Source organism: Thermogemmatispora sp. (assembly GCF_019683755.1).
GTDB lineage: Bacteria > Chloroflexota > Ktedonobacteria > Ktedonobacterales > Ktedonobacteraceae > Thermogemmatispora.
This window is the reverse complement of sequence record NZ_JADGHT010000366.1, coordinates 1-4,470: the sequence shown is the minus strand read 5'-3', so window position 1 is coordinate 4,470 and position 4,470 is coordinate 1. Positions and strand designations below refer to the sequence as shown.

At 59.5% G+C, this 4,470-nt stretch carries 3 protein-coding genes; 1 reads left to right on the top strand and 2 read right to left on the bottom strand.

Annotated elements, in window-relative coordinates:
- Positions 1-186: 186 nt before the first annotated feature.
- Positions 187-1,419, top strand: coding sequence for a HAMP domain-containing sensor histidine kinase (locus tag IRZ24_RS17260; RefSeq protein ID WP_297166926.1), 1,233 nt, complete (start codon positions 187-189; stop codon positions 1,417-1,419).
- A 193-nt stretch (positions 1,420-1,612) separates the two neighbouring features.
- Here the strand turns inward: IRZ24_RS17260 and IRZ24_RS17255 are convergent, their stop codons facing one another.
- Positions 1,613-1,993 (bottom strand): hypothetical protein, encoded by a 381-nt coding sequence (locus tag IRZ24_RS17255; protein ID WP_297166922.1) that lies wholly within the window; start codon positions 1,991-1,993, stop codon positions 1,613-1,615.
- Positions 1,994-2,313: 320 nt separating this feature from the next.
- Positions 2,314-4,470: ATP-dependent DNA helicase RecG (gene recG / locus IRZ24_RS17250; protein WP_297166919.1), on the bottom strand; the 2,157-nt coding region annotated here is incomplete at its 5' end.

The following is a 4,470-nucleotide window of genomic DNA, read 5'->3' as shown; positions in this document are numbered from 1 at the left end:
GTATTGAAAACGCAGTGGCTGCTGCATGAACTTGATCTGTAGCTGTAACAAAAAATAGAAGGATCAGACGCTCGCCTTCTGACAGTGGTTCTGGGGAGGCGAGCGTCTCTGCTTTGCCTGGACTGTCGGGGAATGCTATACTGCACAATGAACAACATTGAACCTGGGCAGGAGAGACAGACGGTCATGCAAGCCACACGTGTCAAAGAAGGCCGTAAGCCACTGATTCTCATGCGTCTACGCCAGAGTGCGGAGGTACGCAGATTATATGCCACGCGGGTGCCCTGGTGGCGACGCGCTCCCATTGGTTATCTCCTCTCTATCCCTATTGTAGCCTTTGGACTGGGAATCGTCTACCTGGAGCACTTCTTTTCACTTCGTATCTATGTGCCTGACATGCCGCTGGTCCTGCCAGTACTCCTGGTGGCCCTACTGTGGGGGGTAGGGCCGGCCCTTTGTGCTGCTCTGCTCTGTACACTGGCACTCATCTATATTTATGTCCCACCCCAGGGAGCGTTTGCCGTGCTGCCGCGTGTCCAGTGGGCGGCGGACAACATCGACAAGCTGGCCGAGATTATGCCCTTCTTTCTGATCGAAGTGGGCATTGCCATCATCGCGGGTCAGCGCGAAGCGGCGCGGCGTCGTGCCTTGCTGGCCGAGCTAGAGGCCCAGGCCCGGGCTCACGATCTGGAGCAACTCAACGAAGAGCTGAAGCGTGTTGATCAACTCAAAGATCACTTTATCTCAGTCGCCTCGCATGAGCTAAAGACGCCAATCACCACTATTCGCGGTCAGGCGCAGATTGCCCTGCGGCGTCTCACACGTGTGGCTGAGCTACCGCCCGAGCTAGACAGTGTCCGTCTGGCATTGCAGAAGATCGATGAGCAAACCTATCGTCTCAGTGCCCTCATCGATGACATGCTGGCGCTGAGCAGCATCCAAGCCGGCAAACTCAAATTGCGGCCTCGCCCGTGTGATCTGGTAGAGATCTGCCGTGAGGCTGTTGAAGATCAGCGCCTTGTCTCGGGGCGTACCATTACCCTGGCGACGCCTGTAGAGACCCTCATGATCAAGGCAGACGCTGACCGCCTCCATCAAGTACTGACCAACCTCCTTAGCAATGCCATCAAGTACTCGCCTGAGGACACCCCTGTTGAGATCGGTCTGGCCTGCCAGAATGGTCAGGTTGAGATCCGCGTCCGTGATCATGGTCGTGGTATCCCTGCTGATCAGCGGGAGCAGATCTTTCAAGCCTTTTACCGGACGCCCGAAGCTCAGGCTTCGCCAAAGGATGGCTGGGGCCTGGGACTGGCCATCTGCAAGGATATTGTGGAGCGACATGGCGGGCGCATCTGGTGCGAATCTGCACCTGGCGAAGGCACGGTCTTTATTGTAGTCCTACCTATCAATGGAAGCTAGAGGCTAGACCTCTGCGCTCGGAGCTAGCGAGCGCGAGGAGAGAGGGAAGGAAATGCCGCATTCAGTTCACTGCTAACTCTCTCCACCAGGGCCAGGTGCGCATAGGCCTGCCGGCAAGACGGTAAGATGCCTACTGCAGGCGAGCGCCTGGCTCCTGGTTTCTGAGGGGCGAGACAGCCGTGAGGGGATGCTGCTAGCTGGCGGAGATGCCGGAGCTGGCCCGGCGGTAGCGTGCAGCGCCCATCTCACCAAGGCCGATGGCCAGCACGGCGATGAGAAGATGCACAACCTGGATAATCCAGTGTGAGGAGTTCAGCAGCCAGGAATTCTGCATTAATCCAATGATAGGCAAGAGCAGGCCAATAAGGATGGCCAGCACGGCGATCACCGGGCTACCCCCACTCACCAGGGCCTGCCCGATGCCAATCACCCACAGCGAAAGCACCACCAGGAAACCCAGCAGCATATGTAGCGGGATCAACTGGGCGGCATTGCCTGTCCAAAAGAGCACACCGAGGATCAGAGCCAGCAAACCGGCAATACGCAGAACAAAGGAAGCGATCTTAATAGCCATGCAATTCTCCTGCAGACGGCGAAAGTTGCAGATGTGGTCTCCCTTCGGCCTGGCCTCAAGCAGCAGTGCTCGTGCCGGGCTAGGCTGACCAGCCAGATTAGCGCCTTGGGAGAGCACTCTCACCATATTGTGGCGGGGAGTGCCATGCCAGTACTTCCAGCTCAATTTAGGAGGGGCAGATAGCGGCTTGCTCCTCGCCACAACTAGAATCATAGCATTTAGCGGAACGGGGAAGGCAAACCCCCTGGATGGAGCGGTGCCGGGCGCCGAAGGCCGGACGCTGGCCGCCGGACGTGGAGCAGAGACGCGAGCGGTCAGCATTAGTGTGGAATAAAGGCCTGCCAGAAACGGCTCAGGTGTTCGCGCAGAGGCGCATGCTCTGGTCGCTGCAAATAGGGATCGCTCTCCCAAAGACGGATTGCCAGTGTTCGGGCCTCCTCGATCAGGCGGGTATCGTTGAAATCGGCGATGCGCAGCTCTGGCATGCCGCTCTGGCGCACACCGATAAAGTCACCGGGACCGCGTAGGCGCAGATCGTGCTCCGCTAACTTGAAGCCGTCATCGATTTCCTGGAAGATTGCCAGGCGTTCGCGAGCCTGGGGACCTGCATCGGCGCTCAGCACATAGCAATAGGATTGATGGGCACCGCGTCCGACGCGACCGCGAAACTGATGAAGTTGTGAGAGACCGAAGCGATCGGCATCTTCGATCACCATAACGGTCGCATTAGGCACATCAATGCCCACCTCTACCACCGAGGTAGCGACCAGAATATCCAGCTCGTGGTCGCGGAAGCGTCGCATCACCGCATCCTTCTCTGCAGGTTTCATGCCGCCGTGCAGCAGACCCAGCCGTCGATGAGGGAAGACCTCGCGGCTGAGGCGTTCATATTCGGCGGTGACCGCTCTGGCGCTGAGGCTCTCGGACTCATCGACCAGTGGGCAGATGATGAATGCTTGCCGGCCCTCTGCTAGTTGCTGTTCGACCAGGCGATAGGCCTCCTCGCGACGGGCGCCAGTCCGCCAGCGCGTAATCACCTTTTGGCGGCCTGGGGGGAGCTGGTCGATCACCGACAGATCCAGGTCTCCATAGAGCGTCAGCGCCAGTGTACGCGGAATAGGGGTAGCTGTCATAACCAGCATATGAGGATGGTAGCCCTTCTGGCGCAGGGCCTCACGTTGCTCCACACCAAAGCGGTGCTGTTCATCGATGATAACCAGGCCCAGGCGCTGGAAAGTCACATCTTCCTGGATCAGGGCGTGGGTGCCGATGACTACTGCCGCTTCACCGCTCTCGATTGCTGCTCGACCAAGGGCGCGCTCCTTGGGACGTAGGCCACCAGTCAATAAAACAGTGCGGATGCCGAAAGGAGCCAGCATAGTCCCGATGCTGCGGGCATGTTGTTCTGCCAGGATCTCGGTCGGAGCCATAATCGCGCCCTGATAGCCATTGAGGGCAGCCACAAAGAGAGCTGCGGCGGCTACGGCGGTTTTGCCGGAGCCGACATCGCCCTGCAGCAGGCGGCACATTGGTCGGCTGCGGCTCAGATCGCCAAGGATCTCGCAAAGCACGCGGCGCTGAGCTGCGGTAAAGCGGAACGGAAGCGTGGCTTCGAAAGGACGTTGATCGGCTAGTGAGGTCCAGAGCGTTGTACCTGCTGCAGCCTGGGAGCGGAAGCCTTGCACTCCCTGAGCCTCGGCTTCTGGCGTGGCAGCCGCCTGGACCGCCTCACGTTCGGCGGGGGTTGGCTCGATAAAGATGCGCGCCAGATCGACTTTGAAGGCCTGGCCACTGGGTAGCTCGCGCTGCCAGCGTGTTCGGCGCTCCTGCATGCCAAGCTGGATCAGGAATAGTTCATCAAAGGCTAGGCGGCGTCGGGCCGCCGCGAGCATTTCCTCATTGGCAGGGTAATGCATCTGCGCAATCGCCTCTGGCAAAGGCAGGAGGCCTGCCGCCTGGCGGATCGTGGGAGGCAGGTGGTCAGGGACCAGCGCCGCATAGCGATCAACGACCCAGCGCGTCAGGCGCCGCATCGTGCGAGCTGGCAGTCCCTCGGTGAGCGAGTAAACGGGCACAAGAATGCCTGTATTGAGCAGTTCCCCTTTCTCGGGCAGCTCGTGACTGCGCACGGTGAAGGTGACCTTATTGCCGAAACGTTGCTTCACCCCTGTGACCACCAGCCACTCACCACGCGCTTCGGAAAGCTGCTTTTGCAAGTAAGGCTGATTGAACCAGACAGCGCTGAGGCGACCGGTGCTATCGCTTAAGGTGGCAACTGTGCGAGTACGCCCGCTGCTTGTACGGCTCGTCTTGACCTCCCAGATCAGGCCGCGCGTTGTGACCACCTCGTCGAAAGGCAGCTCAGCGATGGTAAGCAGCTTGCTGTAGTCGCGATGCTCGCGAGGGAAGTAGAAGAGCAGATCACCGACCGTGTGGATACCCAGGCTGCGCAGGCGAGCGGCCACCGTCGGACCAAC

Excerpts from the sequence above, each read along its gene's own strand:
- IRZ24_RS17260 (WP_297166926.1), top strand. The coding sequence starts at position 187 with ATGCAAGCCACACGTGTCAAAGAAGGCCGTAAGCCACTGATTCTCATG.
- IRZ24_RS17255 (WP_297166922.1), bottom strand. The coding sequence starts at position 1,993 with ATGGCTATTAAGATCGCTTCCTTTGTTCTGCGTATTGCCGGTTTGCTG.